Source organism: Streptomyces sp. NPDC001700, from assembly GCF_053596435.1.
In genome coordinates, this window is sequence record NZ_JBSFGE010000001.1 from 612,893 (window position 1) to 632,792 (window position 19,900).

Consider the following 19,900-nt stretch of genomic DNA (forward strand, 5'->3'; position numbering starts at 1 on the left):
GGTTAGCCTCCGGGGCCCGCCTCCGGTTAGCGTGCTGACCATGACCGATGCAGCCACCACCACCCGCACCACCGGCGCCGTCGCCGCCGGGCTCGCCACCCTCACCGAGGACGGCACCGTTCTGGACACCTGGTTCCCGGCCCCCGAGCTGGCCGACGCGCCCGGCCCGGCCGGAACCGAACGGCTCGACGCCGAGCGCACCGCCCAGCTCCTGGGCGAGACCGCCCTCAAGGCGCTCGGCCCGGACCCGCGCCGTGGCGTCGAGGTCGTCGCCGTCCGCACGGTCATCGCCTCGATCGACGACAAGCCGCTCGACGCGCATGACGTGTACCTGCGGCTGCACCTGCTCAGTCACCGGCTGGTCAAGCCGCACGGGCTGAGCCTGGACGGCCAGTTCGGCCTGCTCGCCAACATCGCCTGGACCTCGCTCGGCCCCGTCGCCGCCGACCAGGTCGAGCGCGCCCGGCTCGCCGCCCGCGCCGAGGGTCTGCACCTGTCGGTGACGAGCATCGACAAGTTCCCGCGGATGACGGACTACGTCGTTCCGGCCGGTGTCCGTATCGGTGACGCCGACCGGGTGCGGCTGGGTGCGCACCTGGCCGCCGGGACGACCGTCATGCACGAGGGCTTCGTCAACTTCAACGCGGGCACGCTGGGCACGTCCATGGTCGAGGGCCGCATCAGCGCGGGCGTCGTCGTCGGCGACGGGTCCGACATCGGTGGCGGCGCGTCGATCATGGGCACGCTGTCGGGTGGCGGCAAGCAGACGATCACGATCGGTGAGCGCTGCCTGCTGGGTGCCGAGGCGGGCCTCGGCATCTCCCTCGGTGACGACTGCGTCGTCGAGGCGGGGCTGTACGTCACGGCGGGCACCCGGGTGACCCTCCCCGACGGCAAGATCGCCAAGGCTCTCGAACTGTCCGGTGCCACGAACCTCCTCTTCCGCCGGAACTCCACGACCGGTGCGGTCGAGGTCCTGCCGCGCACCGGCTCCTGGGGCGGCCTGAACGAGGCCCTGCACACCCACAACTGACGACGCCGGGGGCGATTTCCCCACGGGTGCTCCGCCCCCGGACCCCCGCTTCCTCGGGCAGCGCCCGAGGCCCGCGGAGGGAGCGGCCGCTTCGGCGCGGGGCGGGCCCCGGGGGAGTCTCCCCCACCCCGCCCCTCCCCGTACCCGGGTGCTCCGCCCCCGGCCCCCCGGGTCTCCGGGCTGCGCCCGGGCCCGTTCCGGGTCGCTGGCGTGAGGTGGGCCGGGGGAGTTTCCCCCACCCCGCCCCTCCCCGTATCCGGGTGCTGCGCCCCCGGACCCCCGAACCCGGGCTGCGCCCGGGGGCCACGGCGAAGGGCGCCCCCTTCCCAACCCTGGGGTTGTGCCCCGGGCGGTTGGTGTGGGGCGGGGCTGGGGGCTTTCCCCTGAGCCTGCCCCTTCCCGGAATGGGGCCCCGCCTCCGACAGCTCGCCCCGGGCGGCGGTGGGTCTGCCCGGCGCCGCCGGGTCCCGTCCGCGTCGGGGTCCATCCCACCGGCCCCAGCCGAATGTGAGGACCCCGGGGGCCGGGGGTGTCCCCCGGTTTCGGGAAGGGGCGGGGAGGGGGACTATCGCCTCTGCGTCAGCCGCCGGTACCCGGTCAGGGGCGGACGCGGACTATCTGGGGGTCGTGGTCGCTCGATTGGTCGGTGAATTCCGCGTTGATGTGGACGATGTCGTAGTCCGGGGCGCGGAGGGCGCGGCTGGTGAGGATGTGGTCCAGGACCTGGGAGTTGCCGTTGTAGACGTAGCCGTAGCGCTCGTCGCGCGGGAGGCGGGTCACCAGGTCGGTCAGGACGCCGCCCTTCGTCAGGGCGGAGAGGGCGGGGGAGAACTGGTAGTCGTTGAGGTCGCCCGCGACGACCACCGCCGCCTTCGGGTCGGCGGCCAGCAGGGACTTGACGAAGGTGTTGACCGCCCCCGCCTGGCCCGTGCGCTGGGTCTCCGAGGAGCGGACCGGCGGCTGGACGCGGGCGTCGAGGCCCTGGTCGCCGCCCTTGGAGTTGAAGTGGTTGGCGACCACGAACACCGGGCGGCCCCGGAAGGCGAACTGCCCGACCAGCGGTTTGCGGCTGGCCTGCCATACGTCGCTGCCGGGGTCTATGCGGCCTGGGGAGGTGGAGAGGGTTGCTTCCCCGTTCTTCTGAAGGACCTTGACCGGTGTTGTCGCGTCGCCGCCTGGGGCGTCGGTGAAGGAGACCCGCTTCGGGTTGTAGAGGAACGCGACGCGGATGTTGCCGCCCGGCTCGCCGCCGTCCTGGTCGTCCGCCGGGTTGATCTGCCGCCATGAGTACGACGGGCCACCGGCGGCGGCTATGGCGTCGGTGAGCTTCTTCAGGGTGGCGTCGGCGCTCACGACACTGTCGTTCGTGGCGCCGTTGTCGTCCTGGACCTCCTCCAGGGCGACGATGTCGGGCGAGGCGAGGTTGTCGACCAGGCCGGACGCCAGGCGGTCGAACTTCGACTGGGCGGTCTTGGGGGAGAGGTTCTCGACGTTGTAGGTCGCGACCGACAGCTCGCCGGACTTCTGCTTGCGGGTGCGCTCCCGCTCCAGCCCGTGGTCCTCCAGCGTCCCCAGCGCACTCGCCGCGATCGTGTAGCCGCCGAAGTTGTCGTAGTCCAGCGGCCCGGCCGTCGTCCCGGTCAGCTCGTCGCCGACGTCGGCCGCCGGGAAGGGGTGCTCGGCGTAGGGGAGGAGGGAGGCGATTTTCAGACGGCCCGCGTTCGGGTCGCGGTACGTGTCGTAGAGGGCGCCGCCGCGCGCGGTGCGCTTGTGGCGCGGTTCGGCGGTGACCCACAGCTCCTTGTACGTAGTCGTCGCGCCGACCACGGGCGCGTCGGCGACCGACACCCGCATGCCCTCCAGCGACTCGTACCGGTCCAGCGCGTACGAACGCGGCCGCAGCTCCGGGCCCTCCAGGGCGCCGCCGGGGGTGTACCGGTCGGGGACGGTGGAGGGGTTGAGGCGGTAGGCGGCGGGGAGGGCGTTCCCCTGCGACTGGACCGTCCAGCTCGCCTTGGAGATCTCGGTCAGGGACTGGAGACCGGCCGCCGCCCCGCCCGGGTAGTACTCGCTCACCGTCCCGCTGACCAGCACCGCGTCCCCGACCGCGACGGACGGCGTGGTCGAGCCGGTGAAGACGAAGATCGCCTCGCTGGTCGCCGGGTCGGCGTCCGGCCGGGGGTCCTGGACCCAGAAGCCGCGCGACGAGCCGAAGGTGCGCACCGCCGTGACCGTGCCGGAGACGTCGGTCACCTGCTTCCCGGCCAGCGGGGATATCCGGGTGTGGCCCTGGATGTCGTGGATGCGGGTCGCATCCACGGTCGGGGCGGCGAACGCGGACGACGGGCCTACGAGCAGGCCCGCCGCTACAGCGGTGACGGTGACGGCGACAGACGTACGCCGGGCGCGTGGGGACATGGTGATGGCCTCCGGTGCGGAGTGAACAGAGGGACAAGGTGGCCTCTACGCGCGTCAATCTCTTGTCTCCGCACAACAGTTGTCAAGACCGGTCAGGTGTACGGGCCCGGGCCGCCGGATGAACAGACACGTCACCGCGTGGGGGAACGCGGTGGGCGGCCACATCGGGACGAAACTGCCCCCGCGTTCCGTCTACGCTGGGGGGTCGGGCCGCGCGCCTCGTACCCCCGTACCGCCATGCGCCGAGGAGACTTCCGCATATGCCAGGAGACCGCCCCACCATGCCGCCCGTGCGGCTCCGCACCGACGCGGAACTCGCCAGGGACGCGCTCGCCGCGCCGCTCCTCGCCCGTGCGGTGCGGCTCGCCCGCTGGGCCGAGCCCGGAAAGCCGGTGGCGGCGGGGGGCGTGCTGTCGGCTGACGATCTGCGGGCGGCCGTAGAGCTGCTGGACCTCGCGGCGGACGAGGACGGGCCCGACCACGTCGCCCAGGCGTGGCAGCTGGCCGTCGACACCGGGCTGGTGGCGATCCAGGAGTCCGCGATCCAGGAGTCCACGGAGAACCACGATCAAGCGGACGACGACGACACCGCGGCCGACGGCGAAAGCGAGCCCACCGCCACCGCGATCAGCGGCGAAGAGCTGGAGCTGATCACCGGCGGCAGCCCGCAGGACGTCCTCGACATCTGGCTCGACGGCTTCGAGACCGTCCTCGCCGACGCCGCCGCACCCGACCTCGCCGACATCGTGGACCAGATCAGCGAGGGCGGCGAGATCGACCTCGACTCGATCGACTGGAACCCGGAGGAGGAGGGCGAGTTCCTGGACGGGATCCTCGGCAACCTCTACCTGCTCACCGCCATGGACGAGGAGGCGGCCGTCGGCTCGGTGCCGCTGCCCGCGCTCGTCGCCTCCATGGTCGTCCCCGACGACATGGACGAGCCGACCGACGACATCCTCGAAGAGGTGTCGGAGGCGATGGTGCGGCTGGACGACCAGTTCCGGCTGCTCGCCCCGACCGGCCTGATCGACTACCAGCCGGTGGACGAGGCGCTGATCGAGGAGGTCGACGGCGAGGTCCGATTCCAGGAGTCCGACCCGGCGCGGGAGCAGCCGCAGGACGACGAGGAGGACGTGTCCCGCTACGGCATGGTCCGCCTCACCCCCCTCGGCGTCTACGCGGTCCGCTCCCGCATGCTCGACGCGGGCGTCGACGCCCCGGTCGTCGGCGACCTGGCCGACAAGGGCGCGGACGTCCTGCTGGACGCCCTCCCCGGCCACCCCGAGCCCGCCGCCCACGCCGAGGCCGAGCTGTGGCTCGGCCGCCGTACGCCCGAGGAGGCCGCCCGGGAACTCCTGGCCGCCGCCCGTGGTGACGACGAGGACGCCCCGCTGCGCCGCCTCACCTGCCAGCAGACGCTGTCGCTGGTCGGCGGCGCGGCCGAGCCCGCGCTGCGCGAGGTGCTGGACGACCGTCACCTGGGCGGGCTGGCCCGGGTCTGGCTGGCCGAGCACGGCGCGAAGGACATCCCGGAGCCGTCGGAGACCATGGTCTTCTGGCTGACGGTGGACACCCTGGCCGCGCAGCTCGCCACGGAGGACGACTCCGAGGAGCTGCGGGACCTGGTGCGTGGGCTGGTGGACCAGTCCGGCGGCTTCTTCGAGTCGGCCTGGAAGGTGGACCACCCGGCGACGGCCGACGTGCTGGAGGCGATGGGGCGGCTGCACCCGGACAAGAAGGCCGCGAAGGAGGCCCGGAAGGCCGCGTTCAAGGCCCGCTCCCGGGCGTGACGGCCGGCAGATAGGCAGATAGCGGATAACGAGACATCGACGGGCCCGTTTGGTCCGTCGATGTCTCATTCCGTTCAACTGTTGTTCGGTCTAGGGCGAAAATCTATGCGCGCAGTGCGCAGCAGCGCACAGCATGGCGTCCGCCGCCAGGCCCTTGCCGCTCAGGAGATGAAGATGGCCGTCACTCGAAGAGATTTCGCGAAGCGCTCCGCGTACACCGGGGCCGGGTTCGCCCTGGTCGGGAGCGCGGGTGTGCTCGGCACCGCGCCCGGCGCGCTGGCGACCGAGGTCGCCGACACCGACGCGGACCAGGGAGGCGGCGCCGCCCGGCTCGGCTACGGCCCGCTCGTCGCCGACCCCAAGGGCCTCCTGGCCCTGCCCAAGGGCTTCACGTACCGGATCATCACCCGCACCGGCGAGACAAAGCTGGAGTCCGGCGAGACGACCCCGTCCAACCACGACGGCACCGCCACCTTCGAGGGCCGCCGAGGCGCGACGCTGCTGGTCAACAACCACGAGCTGGCCGGTCCCCGCAAGGACTGGCCGCACCCGGTCCCGCTGATCGACGGCCTGGTCTACGACCCGGCGGCGTCCGGCGGCTGCACCGTGGTCGAGGTCGCCAAGCACGGCGACCACGTCACCGAGTGGGTGGGCATCGCGGGCACCGCCACCAACTGCGCGGGCGGGCGCACTCCCTGGGGCACCTGGCTGACCTGCGAGGAGACCGAGGACAAGGCCGGTCAGAAGGGCATGACCAAGGATCACGGCTACGTCTTCGAGGTCGACCCGATCGACCGCGAGGCGAACCGTGACCCCAAGCCGATCAAGGCGCTGGGCCGGTACGCGCACGAGGCGGTCGTCGTCGACCCCAAGCGCGGCCACCTCTACCTCACCGAGGACGCCTCCGGCCCGAACGGTCTCCTCTACCGCTGGGTCCCGCCGCACGGCTTCGAGCACGGCCGGGGCCGACTGCGCACCCTGAAGGACGACGCGGGCGTGCTCCAGGCGCCCCGGTGCTACGACTCCGGCGGCAAGTTCGTGGACGACCTGTCCCGCGCCACCAAGACCGGCACGGTCTACGGCGTGGACTGGGAGCCGGTGCCGGACCGCGACGCCAAGTCCGTCTCCGTCCGGAAGCAGTTCAAGGACGGCGAGATCACCCGGGCGCGCAAGCTGGAGGGCATGTGGTGGGCCGACGGAGGCGCGTACATCGTCTCCTCGTACGCCCGTGAGGAGAGCCCGGCCCAGCACGACGGCCAGGTCTGGTTCTACGACCCCAAGCGCCGCACCCTCACCCTCAAGGTGCTGCTGGGCGTCAACCCGGACCCGTCGAAGGACGGCGCGTTCGACGGCCCGGACAACATCACGGTCTCGCCGTACGGCGGTCTGGTGATCGCCGAGGACGGCGAGGGCATCCAGCACCTGTTCGGGGCGACGGACGACGGCCGTACGTACCCGATCGCGCGCAACGACCTGAACATCGGCTCGGCGGAGGAGCCGGAGTTCAGCGAGTTCACCGGCGTGGTCTTCTCGCCCGACGGGCGGACCCTGTACGCGAACATCCAGGTCCCCGGCATCATGCTGGCGATCACCGGCCCCTGGCGCCGTCAGGGCTGAGTGCGTCGCTGCAAGACCTGGGGAATCCGGCGGGCGGGCGTGTGCGTTGACGCGTAGGTGACCTCGTGGCTTCGTAACGTCCCCTTCTCCATCCTGGACCGCTCCCGCACCCGGCAGGGGCGGGAGCGGTCCGAGGCGCTGCGCGACACCGTGCGGTTCGCGCGGCAGGCCGAGGCTCTCGGCTACAGGCGTTTCTGGGTCTCGGAGCACCACAGCGTCCCCGGCGTCGCCGGATCGGCGCCGACCGTGCTGGCGGCCGCCGTCGCGGCGGCGACGCACCGCATCCGGGTGGGCACGGGCGGCGTGATGCTGCCGAATCACCGCCCGCTGGTGGTGGCGGAGCAGTTCGGGGTGCTGGCCTCCCTCTTCCCCGGCCGGATCGACATGGGCCTCGGCCGCTCGGTCGGCTTCACGGACGGAATCCGGCGGGCGCTCGGCGCCGAGAAGGACGCCGCGCGGGACTTCGGCGCGCAACTGGCCGAGCTGCTGGGCTGGTTCACCGGCGAGCAGCGCGCGTACCCCCAGGTCCACGCCCACCCGGCGGAGGGCCTGACCCTGCCCGCCTTCGTCCTGGCGACGGGCGCGGGCGCGGAGGTGGCGGCCGAGGCGGGGCTGGGGCTGGTCATCGGCGATCTGCGCGGCCGGGACCGGATGCTGCGCGCGATCGACCGCTACCGGGCGGGCTTCCGGCCCTCCGCGTGGTCGTCCGCGCCGTACGTCGTCGTATCCGGCAACGTGGCGGTCGCCGACACGGCCGACGAGGCGCGCCGCCTCCTCGCCCCCGAGGCCTGGGCGATGGCCCACTCCCGCACCCGTGGCACCTTCCCACGGCTCACCCCGCCCGAGGAGATCGCCGCGCTGGAGATGTCCGAGAAGGAGCGCGGCTTCTACGAAGAGGGGCTGAGCGGCCAGCTGTACGGCACGGAGGACGAGGTGGCCGCCGCCCTGGACGAGCTGATCGGGCTCAGCGGCGCGGACGAGGTGCTGGTGACGACGAGTACGTACGACCGCGACGCCCTCCTCGACTCGTACCGGCGGCTGGCCCGGGTGGCGGGCCTGGCGGGGGCTCCGGTGTCCGCCTAGCCCCTCGGCGTACCGGGGGTAGATCTTTCCGGGGGTCCCGGGTTCGTTTACGCTGTCGCTCGCTTGCCCGGACAAGGGGCGGCAGTTCAACGGGGGTGAAAGTCGGAATGTCCCGACAACTGGGCTGGCCGACCGCGCCGCCGACACCGCGCCCACTGGGGCCTGGCGACCCCGCCCGGACCGGTCCGTACCGGCTGGAGGGGGTGCTCGGCGCGGGCGGGATGGGCCGCGTGTACCTGGGGCGTACGCCCGCCGGGAGCGCGGTGGCGGTCAAGGTGGTGCACCGCGAGTACGCGGGCGACGCGTCGTTCCGCAAGCGGTTCGAGCAGGAGGTGGCGGCGGCCCGGCGGGTGCAGGGTCTCTACACGGTGCCGGTGGTCGACGCGGACCTCCAGGCCGACGAGCCGTGGCTGGCCACGGCCTACGTCCCCGGGCCTTCGCTGCAGCAGGCGGTGGCCGACGGGGAGCCGCTGTCGGTCGACACGGTGGTGGGCCTGGTCGCCAGGGTGGCCGAAGCCCTGCAGTCCATCCACGCGGCCGGTGTGATCCACCGCGACCTGAAGCCGTCCAACATCATCCTCACCGGTGACGGGCCCAAGGTCATCGACTTCGGTATCGCGCGGGCCGCGGACGTCACGTCGGTGACCGCCACCGGAATGCGTACGGGTACGCCCGCCTATATGGCGCCCGAGTACATCAGGGGGCAGAGCGTCACCGAGGCCGGTGATGTGTTCGCCCTCGGGGGCGTCGCCCACTTCGCCGCCACCGGGCGGCTCCCTTTCGGCGGCGGCGCCGACCACGCCGTGATCTACCGCGTCCTGGAACAGGCTCCCGACCTCGACGGCTGCCCCGAGCCCGTCCGGGCCATCGCCGCCCGCTGCCTGGAGAAGGACCCGGAGCGGCGGCCGACCCCGGCCGAGGTCATCGAGCTGTGCCGAAGGGTGTCCGGGGCGGACATCGCCGACGCCCACACCCGTACCGCCGTGTCGCTGTCAGGGGCCGAGCCCGTGACACCGAACGCCCCGGGCGCGCCCCACGCCCCCGGCTCGCCCGACGCCGAGACCCGTACCGCACGGTCGCCGCGCGGCTCCGAGCCCCCCGCCCCCGTACCGCCGCCGCCCGCTCCGGCGGACCCCCTCACCGTTCCCGCCCCGGGGTTTCCCCTCGTGCTCGGCGGAGTCGGGATCTTCGTCCTCGCCATCATCCTGATCGCCGTCTACCTCCCCGACTCTTCCCCCGACCGAGGCCCCAGCCTCCCCTATCGCTCGTTCGCGCCCACAACCTCCATCGGCCCCACCGGGAAGTCCGGGGCGGCCGGGGGCATGGCGTTCAGTCCGGATGGCAAGACGCTCGCCACCGGCAGCTACGAGGGCAAGGTGCGGCTGTGGGATGTCGCCAGCCGCAAAGTCAAAGCCACCTTCACCCAACGCGACGGCGTCGGCAATGAGGGGTTTGAGATCCGCGACGTGGCGCTCAGCCGTGGCGGCAAGGTCCTCGCCGCCGCCAATTCGACCGGCTGGGTGACCCTGTGGGACGTGGCCGAGCACCGGCAGATCCGGTTCCTCTATGGCAGCGGCGAAAGCGTGGCCTTCAGCCCGGACGGCAAGCTGTTCGCCACCGGCGACGAGAGCAAGGCGGTGGACCTGTGGGACACCAACGGCCGCGGGGACGAGTCACTCGCCTTCTTCGACCCCGGCACGCGAGTGAAAGATGTGGCCTTCAGCCCGGACGGCCGGACGCTGGTCTCCGCGGGTGACGACTCCGACAGCAATCTCACCCCGAAGCACGCGGCGCTGCTGTGGGACGTGGCGGGCCGTGACCCGGAGCCGCACGGCCAAGGCGATCCACGTGCCACCTTCTCCACGCCCCAAGGGGTCTTGAGCGTGGCGTTCAGCCCGGATGGCAAGACCCTCGCCACCGGCAGTTCCGTCGGCGATGTGCGGCTGTGGGACGTGGCCACCGGCCGCCGCACAGCCATCCTCAGCGACTACTACCAGGGCACGGTCGAGCACCTGGCGTTCAGCCCGGACGGCAAGACGCTCGCCACCCCCGCCAAAAACGGAGTGCTGCTGTGGAACGTGGCCAGCCATAAACCACGCGCCATCCTGTCGGTCGACACACAGGGGGGAGACCACGAGATCCAGGACGTGGCCTTCAGCCCGGACGGGCGGCTCGTCGCGGGCAACGACGCCAGGGCCCACACGGTACGGCTGTGGAAAACTCCCAAGTGAGCCCCGCGTCAGGGGCGTGACAGCGGGATGTCAGACCGTTCGGTGATCGTGGTCGCAACAGCCGCCACGAAAGGACCATCGATGAGCGAGACGGTTCCCACCCTGCGCGTCCTCCCCACAGAGCGCGACGCGGGCCCCTTCGACCCGCCTCGCGACATCACCCGGCTGCGGGAGGCCCGTCCTGTCTGCCCCATGGTCTTCCCCGACGGTCACGAGGGCTGGATCGTCACCGGCTACGAGGCGGTCCGCCAGCTCATGGCCGACACCCGGTTCAGCTCCCGCCAGGACATCGGCATTCTGCATGTGCCGTTCGATACGCCCGGCATGCCGACCCCCACCGAACCGTCCCCGCAGGAGCCGGGGCTGTTCATCGCCATGGACCCGCCGGACCACACCCGGCTGCGGCGCAAGCTCACCGGCGCGTTCACCGTCAAACGCATGAAGCAGCTCGAAGAGCGCATCACCGAGATCGCCGAGCGGCAATTGGACGAGCTGGCGCGCCTTGCCCCGCCGGTCGACCTGGTCAAGGAATTCGCGCTGCCGGTGCCGTCGCTGGTGATCTGCGAACTGCTCGGTGCCCCTTACGAGGACCGGGAGACCTTCCAGGTCAACTCCGCCAAATTCCTGGAAAAGGACGTGACGATCGACGAGAAGATCGCCGCGTACACCGCACTGATGACGTATCTGACCGAACTGGTCACCCAAAAACGTGCCACCCCCGGCGACGACCTCCTGTCCGACCTGGCCCGCCATGACGACCTCACCATCGAGGAACTGGCCGGTATCGGCTTCCTGCTGCTGTTCGCGGGCCACGAGACCACCGCCAATATGCTGGCGCTGGGCACCTTCGCGCTCCTGGAACACCCCGAGCAGCTGGCGGAATTGCGCGCCGATCCGGAGCTGTTTCCCGGCGCCGTGGAGGAACTGCTGCGCTATCTGTCCATTGCCGACACCTTCTATCGCTACGCCACGGAGGACATCGAACTCTGCGGCGAGACCATCCCCAAGGGATCGACCGTCGTTGTCTCCTTGCTGGCCGCCAACCGCGACCCCCGGCGCTTCGACAACCCCGATGTCCTGGATATCCACCGCAAGGCCCGCGGCCATATGACCTTCGGGCACGGCATTCACCAATGTCTCGGCCAGCAGCTGGCCCGCATCGAGATGCGCGCCGGTTTCGCCGGTCTGCTGCGCCGCTTTCCGACCCTCAAGCTGGCCATTCCCGCCGATGAGGTGAAACTCAAGACGGATATGAACATCTACGGCGTTCACGCGTTGCCGGTCACCTGGACGGAACCGAGCGACGGGACAGCGTGACCTCAGCCAGCCGCGACCAGCTGGTCCGGGTCCCCTCCCGGGCCGCCTCGGTGAACGGCACCTCGCCGAGGAGACGCCGTACGGTCTGCTCGATCCGGGCCTCGTCCGGGTGGGAGTGGTCCCGCAGACCGCGTACGTCCGTGCTCGCCGCGAGCAGCCGCGCGGCCTGCTCGGGCTCGCCGTCGCGCAGCGCCAGGTCCGCGACCCCGACGAGCACCTGCGCGATGCCCAGCGGATGGCCCGCCTCGGCCGCCGCCGCGCAGGCCGCCGCGCGGTGCGCCCGGGCCTCGCCGAGGTCGTCGGCGAGATAGCCGAGCAGGTCGTGCGTCATCGCGCGGATGTGCGGCTGCTCCGCCTCGTCGCCCAGCAGGGCCGTCGCGACGCCGAGTTGTTCGCGCGCCTCCTCGGCGTCGCCGCGCCACCGGGCGAGTCCCGCCTTCGCGAAGGCCAGCTCGGCCAGCGCGTCCGGCCAGGTGACCCGCTCCGCGCACCGCTGCGCCTCGGCGATCGCGGCCGCGCTCGCGTCCTGGTCGCCCAGCAGCCAGTACAGCTGCGCCTGCCGCGCCCGCATCCGGATGACGTCCTCGGTGGCACCGACCTCGGCGACGACCGCGATCGCCTGTTCGTAGTGCTCGCACGCACCGGCGAGTTCGCCGCGCATGGCGATCCGGTCCGCCAGCTCGGTCCGGGCGAACGAGATCCCGAACCGCTCGCCGAGCGCCCGGAACTCGGCGAGCGCCGCCTCCAGATACGCGTCGGCGACCTCGCCGTCCTGCCCGCCCAGGCCGAGCACGACGCGCATCTTGCCCAGCTGCAGCCGGGCCAGCGCGCGCACCCAGGGATCCTCGTTGTCCAGCAGCGGTTCGAACGCGGGCCGGAACGCGCCGGGCGCCTCCAACAGGCGTTCCAGCGCGGAGACGAGCCCCAGCAGCGGGGAGTGGGGGCCACCGCGCAGGCTCAGCCGGTGTGCCTCGTGAATCCACTGCGCGGCATGGCGTTCGTCGGCCCGCCCGGAGGTCACGAACAGCACGACCAGCGCGTACACCGTGGCCCGTACCTCGTCCGTCACCTCGCCGGGCGTCCTGGTGGCGGCGGTGATCAGCTCCAGGCCCTCGGTCTTGTGCCCGCCGAGCCACCAGTACCAGCCCGTGGCCGCCGCGAGCCGCATCGCCGCCTGCGCCTCGCCCGCCGCGAGCGCGCCGCGCATCGCCGCGGCGATGTTGTCGTGCTCGGCCTCCAGGGTGGCCAGCCACGCCAGTTGCTCGGCGCGGCGCAGCTGCGGCTCGGCGGTTTCGGCCAGCTCGGTGACGTAGGCCAGGTGCGCGTGGCGCGCCCGCTCCGCTTCCCCCGCCTCCGCGAGCCGGTGCCCGGCGTACTCCTTGATCGTGCCGCTCATGCGGTAGCGCGGGGCGGTGCCGCTCTCGCCCTCGGCGAGCAGCAGGGACTTCTCGGCCAGCGCGGTGAGCAGTTCGAGCACCTGCTCCGGCCCGACGGCGTCGCCTGCGCAGACTCGTTCGGCGGCTTCCAGGCTGGCCCCGCCGGAGAACACGGCGAGCCTGCGCAGAACCCTCCGCTCGGCGTCGGTGAGCAGCTCCCAGCTCCAGTCGACCGCCGCGCGCAGCGTCCGGTGCCGGGGCAGCGCGGTGCGGCTGCCGCTGGTCAGCAGCCGGAACCGGTCGTCGAGCCGGTGGGCGAGCTGGTCGACGGACAGGGTGCGCAGCCGGGCGGCGGCCAGTTCGATCGCCAGCGGCATCCCGTCCAGCGCCCGGCAGACCCGCACCATGGTCGCCAGCGTGGGGGTGTCGGCCGCGAGATCGCGGCGCACCGCCCCGGCCCGGTCCCGCAGCAGCCGCACGGCGGGCGAGGACTCCATCTCGGCGCGGCCGGGGTACGCGTCCGGCAGGGCCAGCGGCTCTACGGGCCACAGCGCCTCACCGGTGATGCCCAGCGGTTCCCGGCTCGTCGCCAGGATCCGCAGCCGCCCGCACTCCCCGAGCACCCGGTGGGCGAACGTCGCCGCCGACTCGATCACATGCTCGCAGTTGTCCAGGATCAGCAGCGCCTCCCGTTCGCGGATCGCGGCGATGAGCCGGTCCGTCAGCTCCGCGTGCGGGGCGCTGCCGAGCAGGGCGTCCCGCAGGCCGAGCCCGGTGAGGGCCGCCTGCGCCACCTGCGCCACATCGCCGTCCGCGCCGAGGGCGGCCAGCTCCACCAGCCAGGCCCCGTCCGGCAGTTCGCCGAGCAGTGTGCGCGCGGTCTCCGTGGCCAGCCTGGTCTTTCCCGCGCCGCCCGGCCCGATCACGGTCGTGAGCCGGTGCTCGGCGATCAGCTGACGGACCGTGGTGACGTCGGGGCCCCTGCCGACGAAGGTGGTCAGCTCGGCGCGCAGGTTGGACCTGCGGCCCTCCTCCCGCCGCCCCAACTCGCCCCGCAGCAGCGCGACATGCGTCGCGGCCAGCTCCGGCGAGGGGTCGACGCCCAGCGCGTCGGCCAGCGCCTCCCGCGCCCGCTGGTACACCAGCAGCGCCTCGCTGTCGCGACCGGCGGCGCCGAGGGCGCGCATCAGCGCGGCGACGAGCCGCTCCCGTACCGGGTGCGCGGCCACCAGGTCGGTCAGCTCCGTGACCAGCTCCGCGCCGCGTCCGAGGGCGATCTCCGCGTCGGCGCACTCCTCCGTGGCGGTCAGCCGCAGCCCCTCCAGCCGGGCGGCCGCGGCGTCGAACGCGGCGCTGTCCCGCAGACCGACGCCCTGCAGTGCCGCGCCGCGCCACAGCCCCAGCGCCTCGCGCAGCAGCCGCGCCCGCCGGGAGGTGTCCCCGGCGCATGTCCGGCTTGTGCTGAGGAGGCGTTCGAACCGCACGGCGTCGACGGCGCCCGGCTCCATTGCCAGCCGGTAGCCGTCCGGCCGCCCCTCGATCACCCCGTCCGGCAGCGCCTTCCGCAGCCGGGAAACCAGCCGCTGCAGGGCGTTCGTCGCATCGGCGGGCGGGTGCTCGCCCCAGATCCAGTCGACGAGCGACGCCTTCGGAACCGCGTGCCCCGGCGTGAGCGCGAGCGCCGCCAACAACCCCCGCAGCCGCGCCCCCGGCACGTCGGCCAGGCCGCCGTCGCCTTCGTCCGTGCGCACCTCGAATGGGCCCAGCATCCCGATCTGCACCCGCTGATTTTGCCATGGGTGTTTTGCGCACCGGGCGGTGCTAGTCGGCGGGCTTCTCCCACACCGAGACGTGCCGGGGGCTGTCGTTCGTGAACGGCTCGCGGGCCCAGCCCTCCCACCGGTCCCGCAGCCGCATTCCGGCGAGCCGGGCCATCAGGTCCAGCTCCGCGGGCCAGACGTAGCGGAAGGGCATCGGGGTGTACGTGGCCCGGCCGTCCTCCGTGAGGAACAGGTGGTGCGAACTCATCTCCTGGGTGGCGACGTCGTACGTGTCGAACCCCCAGCGCGCGGCGTCGACCCGGAACGGGACGATGTGCTGTCCCGGGGGCAGCTTCCGCAGCTCCGGGACCATCACCTCGATGACGAAGCGGCCGCCGGGGGCGAGGTGGTCCGCGACGTTGTGGAAGCAGGCCACCTGGGCGTCCTGCGTCGTCAGATTCATGATCGTGTTGAAGACGAGGTAGGCGACGGTGAATGTGCCGGTGCCCTCGGCTCGGGCGGTGGCGAAGTCGCCGATCGTCACCCCGATCGCGTCCCCGCCCGGCTTCTCGCGCAGCCGGGCGGCCATCGCCCGGGACAGCTCGATCCCGTGGACCGGTACGCCGCGCTCCGCGAGCGGCAGCGCGATGCGGCCCGTCCCGATGCCCAGCTCCAGCGCCGGGCCGTCCCCGGCCAGCTCGGCCAGTACGTCGACCACCGGGTCCACGGCGCCCGGCTCGAACATCTCCGCCGTGGACGCGTCGTACGTCGCCGCGACGCGCCCTCCGAAGTAGCCGTCCTTGTCGTCTGCTTCGCTCATGGCGGGGACCGTACTCCGGTGGTGCCGCCGGGCGCGTCCCAATTTTTCCGGCCATCCTGGTACGTCGCCCCAGGAGCGGGAACAACCGCAGTGCGGACTGAGGATGACGGAACCGGGGGGCGTCATGGAATCGGTGGCTACGGCAGCCGTGCGGATCGTCACGGATCTGGCGACGGGGGCGGTGACGGCCGTGGGGGCCGAGGTCGGGCGGACCGTCTCCGTCCTGGTACGGGAGCGGCTCGGCGGGTCGGCCGACGGGCAGGCGGCGCTGCGCGCCGTGGACGACCGGCCCCAGGACCCGGAGGCCGTGGCGGGGCTCACGGACGCGGTGCGGGCGGTGATGGTGGCGGACGCGGAGTTCGCGGCCCGGCTCAACGCCGCGCTGGCGGGCCCGCCGCCGCCTCCGCCGGACGCGGGGCCCCGGCAGGTCGTCGGCAGCGTGACGATCGACGGCGGCGCGCGGGTGCGGCGCACCCAGATCTCGCTGGGGCCGATGACCTTCAACAACACCCCCTCCGGGCGGGCGGCCCTGACTGTCCTGTCGGTGGTGATGGCCGTGCTGCTCGCCTTCGCGGCGTACGGCGGGGTGCGGCTGATCGCGGCGGATGACGGTCCCGGGGCGACGACGTGGGAGCAGGGTGGCCCGGGGGCCCAGTGGGACACCGGGGCCGGGTCCGGGGCCCCGGACCCGGCCCCGGACCCGGGCGGCTCGGGCTCCGAGGGCACCCCGGCCTCCGGCACCCCGGCGGCCGAGAAGCTGGTGCCGCTGGCCGACGCGGCGGCCGTCGAGAGCGTCCTCCCCGACGCCGACGGGTCGAGCCTCCCGGCGGGCTGGACGCAGTCGAGCGCACCCCGGGTGGGGGCCTCGTCCCGGAGCGACGGATCGACCTTCACGGGCTGGGTCAAGTACATCCCGGGTGACGGCGGCGGGATCGAGTTCCACGTCCTCGCGTACCCCAGCGTCGAGAAGGCGCACGCGGGCTACGCGGCGATGGCGCCCCCTCGGAGCGCGGAGGCGAAGTCCCTGACCATGCCGTCGGCCGGTGACGAGAGCCGGGCGTATTCCTCGCCCCAGAAGCAATCGTTCGGTGACAGCGGGCTGACCATGGACAGGGACGTCAGCGTCACGATGGTGCGGACGGGGTCGGTGGTCACGGTGATTGCCAAGATCGACGACTCCGCCTTGCTCGATTCGCTGACCCCGATGATGGCCGAACGCGCCCGCCAGGCCCAGCGCGGCTGACGGCTCCTGGCGTGGTGCGGTGGCCGTCCTTGGCGCGCGCCGGTGCTTGTTCCCCTACCCGCCCCTTCCCGAAACCGGGGGACACCCCCGGCCCCCCACCTCGGGACTCCTCGGAGCGGCCGCCCCGGGGCTAGGTGGAGCCGCCCAGGCCCGGCGGCGGGCAACGGGGCGGAGTCGCCGGGGGCCGGGGCATCCCCGGTTTCGGGTAGGGGCGGGGACCCCACTACCGGGTGCGGGGACGGCGGGTAGGTACACCCCGGACCCCGCTGCCGGGCGCGCGGCGGTGGGTGGGTTGTGCTCATCCGTTCCCCGCCAGGGCAGGCGGAAAATCGGGGGCTTCCTCGTCCGCGCGTGCTTATGATCGGCCGCATGGCGACGCGGCTGGTTCAAATCTCGATGAAGGCTCAAGACAACTCCGCACTCGGCCGGTTCTGGGCGGACGCGCTCGGCTGGGAGGTCACCGGCGACAAGGGCGATGAGACCAACGTCGAGCCCGGGGGCATCACCTATCCCGACCCCACCGCCCTCTGCGTCGACCTCATCCGCGTCCCGGAAGCCAAGACGGTGCAGAACCGTGTGCACGTCGACCTCGCCACCACTTCCGTGGCTCATCAGACGGAGCTGGTCAGCCGTCTGCTGGAGCTGGGCGCGACGCCCGCCGACGTGGGACAGGGCGACGACGTGCCGTGGACGGTTCTCGCCGATCCGGAGGGCAATGAGTTCTGCGTGCTGGAGCCCCGGGAGGTCTACCGGGACACCGGGCCGATGGCCGCCGTGGTGACCCACTGCGCGGATCCGCGGGCCATGGCCCGGTTCTGGGGCGAGGCCATGGACTGGACGGTGCACGAGGTGGCCGACGATCACGCGGTGATGCGCTCCGCCCAGGGGGTCGGCCCGTACCTTGAGTTCCTGCGCTCGCCCGACCCGAAGACCGTGTGGAACCGCATCCACTTCGACCTCCGGCCGTACCCCGGAGACGATCAGGCGGCCGAGGTGGACCGGCTGCGGGCGCTCGGCGCCACCGATCTCGACATCGGCCAGAGCGACGACGTGCCGTGGACGGTCCTCGCCGACCCGGAGGGCAACGAGTTCTGCGTCCTCACCCCGCTTTGATCCGTTGGGTGACTCGGCAGGTCAAGGAACCGTAAAGGGGGGACGTTCGTTACCCCGGACATGACCGCTATGACTCCCGGCTCGAACCTCCCCCTCACCGTCGCGCGCGTGGCGGTGGACGTCACCGCGCCCGTGCGGCTCGACGTGTCGGGCCTGCTGCTCACCGCAGACGGCAAGGTGCGCTCGGACGACGACTTCGTGTTCTACAACCAGCCCACCGGCCCCGGCGTGACCCACCGCGCCGGGGCCGGGGGCGGTGGTGACGCGATCACCGTGGACACCGCCGCCGTGCCCCCCGACATCGACAAGATCGTGGTGACCGCGAGCCTGGACGCCCCCGGCGCGACCTTCTCGGGCACCGAGCCGACGGCGACCGTGCGCGGGGCCGATGACGGCGCCGTGATCGCCAGCTTCACCCCGCCGCAGCTGGGGGCGGAGACCGCGCTCGTGATCGTCGAGGTGTACCGGCGGGGTGGGGGCTGGAAGGTTCGGGCGGTGGGGCAGGGCTATGCGAATGGGTTGGCGGGCATCGCGACGGACTTCGGCGTATCGGTAGAGGAGCCCGCCGCCCCGGCGGCTCCCGCTGCCGCCCCTGCTGCCGCCCCGGCCGCGCCCCCGGTGACCCAGGCCGCGCCCCCCACCGGCCCGGCGGCCCAGGTCCCCCCGCCCCCCATGCCGTCCGCTCCTCCCTCTTCGGGAAAGATCAACCTGGACAAGGGCCGGGTGAACCTCCAGAAGAACCAGACCGTGTCCCTGGTCAAGGGCGGCCGCCCGATGCTGTCGTCCGTGAAGATGGGCCTCGGCTGGGAGCCCGCCTTCCGGGGCGCGAACATCGACCTCGACGCCTCCGTGATCGCCTTCGGCGTCGACCGCAAGAAGATCGACGCGTGCTTCTTCGGCAAGCTGGCCATCCTGAACGGCGCGATCCAGCACTCCGGTGACAACCTCACCGGCGAGGGCGGCGGCGACGACGAGTCCATCACCGTCCACCTGGGCGGCCTCCCTCCGGAGGTCACGGGCCTCGTCTTCACGGTCAACTCCTTCTCCGGCCAGAAGTTCACGGACGTGGCGAAGGCCTACTGCCGCCTGGTCGACGCCCAGACGAACGAGGAGCTGGTCCGCTTCGACATCACGCATGCCGAGCCGCGGACGGGCGTGATGATGGCGAAGCTGATTCGGCAGTTCTCGGGTGAGTGGGAGATGACGGCGATGGGCGAGTACGTCGACTCCCGAACGGTCCGAGGAATGGCAAAGCCCGCAGGCAAGGCGCTCTAACCCGCCCGGGGGCCTTCCCCCACCCCGCCCCTTCCCGAAACCGGGGGAAACCCCCGGCCCCGGCAGCTCCCTGTCGGCGGCCCGGAGCACGCCCGGGCCAAGCCGCCACCCACCGCCGCGCGCCCGGCGGCGGCCTTCGGGGTGTGCCCCCGCCGCCGCAGGAGTCGGGTGTGGCCTCCGGCTGGGCCGCCGTGCGGGTGCGGGTGCGGCGCGGTACGGCCTTCGCCTCCGCCTTGGGCTGCGCGGCCTTGGCTGTCATACGGGTACGACGGCGCGGCGTGCCGGGGGCCTCGGCCCCGCCGCCCCGCACCCGGCAGCGGGGTCCGGGGTGTGCCTGCCTGCCGCCTCGCATCCGGCAGGCGGGGTTCGGGGTGTGCCTGACCACCGCCCCCGCGCCCGGCAGGCGGGGGCTGGGGTGTGTGTTCTCCCGCCGTCGCCCGGCAGCGGGGCCCGGGTGCTCACACGCCGCCCCCGCACCCGGGAGCGGGGATTGGGGTGTCCCCACCCGCCGCCGCGCACCCGGCAGGCGGGGTCCGGGGCAGCCTGCCCACCGTCCCTGCGCCCGGCAGGTGGTCCGGGGGGCCCGCCCACCGTCCCTGCCCGGCAGCGGGGTTTGGGGTGTGCCTGCCCGCCGCCCCTGCGCCCGGCAGTGGGGTTCAGGCTGTCCCCACCCACCGCCGCGCGCCCGGCAGCGGGGTCCGGGGTGTGTCTGCCCGCCGCCTCGCATCCGGCAGCGGGGTTTGGGGTGTGCCTGCCCGCCGCCCCTGCGCCCGGCAGTGGGGTTCAGGCTGTCCCCACCCACCGCCGCGCGCCCGGCAGCGGGT

General features: G+C 72.9%; 12 protein-coding genes. 9 read left to right on the forward strand and 3 right to left on the reverse strand.

Annotation, left to right across the window (positions count from 1 at the left end; all coding sequences use genetic code 11):
* Positions 1-40: 40 nt before the first annotated feature.
* Positions 41-1,033 (forward strand): 2,3,4,5-tetrahydropyridine-2,6-dicarboxylate N-succinyltransferase, encoded by a 993-nt coding sequence (dapD, locus tag ACWC5C_RS02820; protein WP_450873002.1) that lies wholly within the window; start codon positions 41-43, stop codon positions 1,031-1,033.
* A 597-nt stretch (positions 1,034-1,630) separates the two neighbouring features.
* Here the strand turns inward: dapD and ACWC5C_RS02825 are convergent.
* Positions 1,631-3,451, reverse strand: coding sequence for an endonuclease/exonuclease/phosphatase family protein (locus ACWC5C_RS02825; protein WP_450873004.1), 1,821 nt, complete (start codon positions 3,449-3,451; stop codon positions 1,631-1,633).
* A 260-nt stretch (positions 3,452-3,711) separates the two neighbouring features.
* On the opposite strand from ACWC5C_RS02825, the gene ACWC5C_RS02830 reads away from it, so the two are divergent.
* The 5 genes from ACWC5C_RS02830 (at position 3,712) to ACWC5C_RS02850 (ending at position 11,489) form a co-directional block, all read left to right on the forward strand.
* Positions 3,712-5,241 (forward strand): hypothetical protein, encoded by a 1,530-nt coding sequence (locus tag ACWC5C_RS02830; protein WP_450873006.1) that lies wholly within the window; start codon positions 3,712-3,714, stop codon positions 5,239-5,241.
* A 174-nt stretch (positions 5,242-5,415) separates the two neighbouring features.
* A complete protein-coding gene (locus ACWC5C_RS02835) occupies positions 5,416-6,858 on the forward strand; it encodes an alkaline phosphatase PhoX (RefSeq protein ID WP_450873008.1) in 1,443 nt (480 codons plus the stop codon).
* Between the two features lie 57 nt (positions 6,859-6,915).
* Positions 6,916-7,941, forward strand: coding sequence for an MsnO8 family LLM class oxidoreductase (locus ACWC5C_RS02840; protein ID WP_450873010.1), 1,026 nt, complete (start codon positions 6,916-6,918; stop codon positions 7,939-7,941).
* 107 nt (positions 7,942-8,048) lie between these two features.
* The gene (locus ACWC5C_RS02845) at positions 8,049-10,172 is read left to right on the forward strand and encodes a WD40 repeat domain-containing serine/threonine protein kinase (RefSeq protein WP_450873012.1); all 2,124 of its coding nucleotides are present in this window, start codon (positions 8,049-8,051) and stop codon (positions 10,170-10,172) included.
* An 81-nt stretch (positions 10,173-10,253) separates the two neighbouring features.
* The gene (locus tag ACWC5C_RS02850; protein ID WP_450873014.1) at positions 10,254-11,489 is read left to right on the forward strand and encodes a cytochrome P450; all 1,236 of its coding nucleotides are present in this window, start codon (positions 10,254-10,256) and stop codon (positions 11,487-11,489) included.
* Here the strand turns inward: ACWC5C_RS02850 and ACWC5C_RS02855 are convergent.
* The gene (locus ACWC5C_RS02855; RefSeq protein ID WP_450873016.1) at positions 11,455-14,646 is read right to left on the reverse strand and encodes a BTAD domain-containing putative transcriptional regulator; all 3,192 of its coding nucleotides are present in this window, start codon (positions 14,644-14,646) and stop codon (positions 11,455-11,457) included. The two genes, ACWC5C_RS02850 and ACWC5C_RS02855, sit on opposite strands and share 35 nt — an antisense overlap.
* 40 nt (positions 14,647-14,686) lie before the next feature.
* Positions 14,687-15,445 (reverse strand): class I SAM-dependent DNA methyltransferase, encoded by a 759-nt coding sequence (locus ACWC5C_RS02860; protein WP_450873018.1) that lies wholly within the window; start codon positions 15,443-15,445, stop codon positions 14,687-14,689.
* A 133-nt stretch (positions 15,446-15,578) separates the two neighbouring features.
* Here ACWC5C_RS02860 and ACWC5C_RS02865 point away from each other — a divergent pair, with 133 nt between their 5' ends.
* The 3 genes from ACWC5C_RS02865 (at position 15,579) to ACWC5C_RS02875 (ending at position 19,076) form a co-directional block, all read left to right on the forward strand.
* Positions 15,579-16,688, forward strand: coding sequence for a hypothetical protein (locus ACWC5C_RS02865; RefSeq protein WP_450873020.1), 1,110 nt, complete (start codon positions 15,579-15,581; stop codon positions 16,686-16,688).
* A gap of 369 nt (positions 16,689-17,057) precedes the next feature.
* Positions 17,058-17,801, forward strand: a complete 744-nt coding sequence (locus ACWC5C_RS02870; protein ID WP_450873021.1) for a VOC family protein — start codon at positions 17,058-17,060, stop codon at positions 17,799-17,801.
* Between the two features lie 69 nt (positions 17,802-17,870).
* Positions 17,871-19,076, forward strand: coding sequence for a TerD family protein (locus ACWC5C_RS02875; protein ID WP_450873258.1), 1,206 nt, complete (start codon positions 17,871-17,873; stop codon positions 19,074-19,076).
* Positions 19,077-19,900 lie beyond the last annotated feature (824 nt).

Coding starts and splice junctions, on each gene's coding strand:
- ACWC5C_RS02845 (WP_450873012.1), top strand. CDS start 8,049: ATGTCCCGACAACTGGGCTGGCCGACCGCGCCGCCGACACCGCGCCCA.
- ACWC5C_RS02850 (WP_450873014.1), top strand. CDS start 10,254: ATGAGCGAGACGGTTCCCACCCTGCGCGTCCTCCCCACAGAGCGCGAC.
- dapD (WP_450873002.1), top strand. CDS start 41: ATGACCGATGCAGCCACCACCACCCGCACCACCGGCGCCGTCGCCGCC.
- ACWC5C_RS02870 (WP_450873021.1), top strand. CDS start 17,058: ATGGCGACGCGGCTGGTTCAAATCTCGATGAAGGCTCAAGACAACTCC.
- ACWC5C_RS02825 (WP_450873004.1), bottom strand. CDS start 3,451: ATGTCCCCACGCGCCCGGCGTACGTCTGTCGCCGTCACCGTCACCGCT.
- ACWC5C_RS02875 (WP_450873258.1), top strand. CDS start 17,871: ATGACTCCCGGCTCGAACCTCCCCCTCACCGTCGCGCGCGTGGCGGTG.
- ACWC5C_RS02835 (WP_450873008.1), top strand. CDS start 5,416: ATGGCCGTCACTCGAAGAGATTTCGCGAAGCGCTCCGCGTACACCGGG.
- ACWC5C_RS02830 (WP_450873006.1), top strand. CDS start 3,712: ATGCCAGGAGACCGCCCCACCATGCCGCCCGTGCGGCTCCGCACCGAC.
- ACWC5C_RS02860 (WP_450873018.1), bottom strand. CDS start 15,445: ATGAGCGAAGCAGACGACAAGGACGGCTACTTCGGAGGGCGCGTCGCG.